3 protein-coding genes and 1 pseudogene are annotated in these 2,587 nt (G+C 69.0%); 1 reads left to right on the forward strand and 3 read right to left on the reverse strand.

Going from position 1 to position 2,587, the window contains the following annotated elements:
- Positions 1–794: universal stress protein (locus Q4F04_RS15440; protein WP_303370678.1), on the reverse strand; the 794-nt coding region annotated here is incomplete at its 3' end.
- 876 nt (positions 795–1,670) lie between these two features.
- Between Q4F04_RS15440 and Q4F04_RS16070 the strand changes: the two genes are divergently transcribed.
- A complete protein-coding gene (locus Q4F04_RS16070; RefSeq protein WP_368660741.1) occupies positions 1,671–1,841 on the forward strand; it encodes a transposase in 171 nt (56 codons plus the stop codon).
- Between the two features lie 190 nt (positions 1,842–2,031).
- Here the strand turns inward: Q4F04_RS16070 and Q4F04_RS15445 are convergent, their stop codons facing one another.
- Together Q4F04_RS15445 and Q4F04_RS15450 are read right to left on the reverse strand one after the other, a co-directional pair.
- Entirely contained in the window at positions 2,032–2,157 is a 126-nt protein-coding gene (locus Q4F04_RS15445; RefSeq protein ID WP_303370679.1) for a hypothetical protein, read from the reverse strand.
- Between the two features lie 211 nt (positions 2,158–2,368).
- Positions 2,369–2,587: pseudogene (locus Q4F04_RS15450) on the reverse strand (hypothetical protein); the annotation flags it as partial.

The raw sequence follows: 2,587 nt of genomic DNA on the forward strand, positions 1-2,587 counted from the left end.
CCCTGCGTGGCGCCGCCCAGGATGAAGTCGCGCAGGCGGGAATGGCCGAAGCCGCCCATGACCAGCAGCGATGCCCCTGCCTCCAGCGCCTCGTCCTGCAGCGCCCCGCCGATCGCCTTCCGGCCCAGCGTGACCTCGCGCGCCTGCGCCGCAAAGCCGCGCCGTTCCAGCGAGGAGGCCAGCGCCGCGGCCAGGCCCCGGCGTTCAAGCTTCTTCTCGCCCTCGACCGTCAGGACCGTGATGCGGCAGCCCTGCGGGACCAGCGCCAGCGCGTCCCCCAGGGCGCGGGCGGCCGCCCGGCTGCCGTCCCAGGCGACCGCGATGTGATCGACCCTTTCCACCCGCGCCGCCGGCGGCACGACGACCGCGGGACGGCCGGACCCGAAGATGACGGCCTGCGCCAGGTCCTGCAGCGCCATGCCTTCGCCCGACCAGGGCAGCAGGGACAGGTCGAAATAGCGCGCCTCGTCGGCGGCGGCGTCAAGGACTTCGCCGGGCGCGGCGGGGCGTTCCCTGACCTCGGCGCCGCCCGACGCGGCGATCTGCTGCACGACGCCCGCAAGGCGCTGGCATTCGGCGCGGCTGCGTTCCTCGGCGGTGCGGGCCATCTCGGGGACGTTCAGCATCAGGCTGCCCAAGGGCGAGTTCAGCGGCGGGATCTTGACCGGGAAGGTCGTGACATGCAGCCCCGCCCCCAGCGGCGCGGCCAGCCCGGCGGCGGCCTGCACGGCCTCGGCCGAGGCCCCGTCGGGATAGCTGTTGAGCGGCATGTAGGCGGTGCGGACACGGTTCATCGAGTATCTCCCTTCTCGGTTTCGTCCTTTTCGGGGCGCGCGCCGGACTTCGCAGCCCCCGGTCGCCGGTCCGCCAATTGTCCGGCTGCCTGCGGACCATGGCAACCCAAGGGCACCCGCTGCCCCCAATGGCCGCAGCGGACCCGGACCATGCGGCCCCGGCGCTGTTCCATGGAGCGGGAAAACCCCTCTGCTGTCCATGGCCAGATTGCCGCATCACCTTCCGCCGCGCTGCCCGGCGCCGGGCAGGAAGCGGCAGGCCGGGGGTCGACTTCTTCCCCCTGCGGCCTTCGCATCTGGCCGGGATCGATGCCGGGCTTGCGGTCCTTCCATCTGCCGTTCGCGGCGCAGGTTGGTCTCGAACCCGGCAAAGACGCCGAGCATGTCGAAAAGACCTTGCCGGCGGCGGTCGATCTGCCCAGGCGAGGCGCCCAAGCCGGTCCCGGCTTGGATGTCACCCCAGCCCGCCGCGGCGTTTCCTGCTGCGACAGGTCCTGCTTTCCAATTGCTGCATGACGTAATCGCAGCCGCCCTGCGCTGCCGTGACGATGAATAAAACCGGCGCGGATGATGCCGTTGGGTTCGCACCCCTGCTGCGGGCGGGTCTTTGCCACGAGATGCGGCTCAAGGGCTGGAACGACGTGAGAATGAGGGTGCTGGGGTGCTGATCCACGCCCGCCATGCTCTCCTGCAAGCGCAGATCGGCCTTGCGGGGCTGCGGCTCGCGGAGCTTTGGTCTGGCGCCGCCGGCAGGTCCGGGGAACGGCGGCGCGCCGGCCTTCGACCCCCGCCTGCGCGGGCGCCTCGCAAACCACCCCGACCTGGCGCTGATCGTGGTGCCCATGCTGGAGGCGTGTCAGGCTGTGCGCACGAGGGTTGCCCAGCACCACCGGGCTCACGCCTCGGCGTCACCGGTCCGGCATGATCGACATGCAAGGGCGGATCTTGCGACATGGGGACAAGCTCTTGCGCTCCTGTCTCCATGGTGAGCTTTCAGGGATGATCGGCACGGTCCTGCAGCACTGGACGGCACCTCGGACAAGTTGAAGGTGGAAAGCTGATGCGGCGGTCGATGCCACAAGACAGCTGCGACAAACCGACCATTGCTTGTTTCCGCGCGGATCGACGTCTCCATCTCGGATGTAATCCGGCGACGCTGCCCGCGATCGGCTCGGGGCCGGCGCTCCGGCCCGGCAATGCCCTCGGCCCGGTATTTGGCAAGCCACCGACCCAGTATTCATTCCGAGAGTCCGATCTCCCTGGCGATCCGCGCAAGCGGCATGCCGAGATCGAGATGCGGCCGGATCGCAGAGAAGCGGACGGTGGTTGTCTCCGAGGCAAAGCCGGGCCGCGTCACCGACATGGCGGGGCTTTGCCATGGGCAGGAAAACGGCGGTTTGATTGCCCATGGCCACGCCGTCTTGGCCCCGTTGCGAAAGCAAGCCTGTGGCGGTAAATCAACCAAGTCAAGAAAACAAAGGCATGAACCCCCCTGCGCGGGCGAGTTTCCTTGCTGAGGGGTCGCCTTCCATGAAAATCGGCTACGCCCGCGTTGTCCAATCGCGGGTAGCTGGTCAAGCGCCCTTTGCGGCGTCTCCGCCAAGACCCTCGTCGGCCATTTCCTCACCCAGCAATTCCCGCCCGGGCCGCTTCAGCGCGCCGTCGGCGTGAAGGTAGTGATAGAGGGTCGAGGGCCTGATCCCGCCCAACTCAGCGCAGATCGACGCGATCGAGCGTGTGCGATCGGCCATGAGGTGCCGGGCGTAGCGCAGCTTGTCGGCCGTCATGATACG

This window comes from Paracoccus sp. (in: a-proteobacteria), from assembly GCF_030536915.1.
In the GTDB taxonomy this organism is placed as follows: Bacteria; Pseudomonadota; Alphaproteobacteria; order Rhodobacterales; family Rhodobacteraceae; genus Paracoccus.

Coding starts and splice junctions, on each gene's coding strand:
- Q4F04_RS15445 (WP_303370679.1), bottom strand. CDS start 2,157: ATGTCGGTGACGCGGCCCGGCTTTGCCTCGGAGACAACCACCGTCCGC.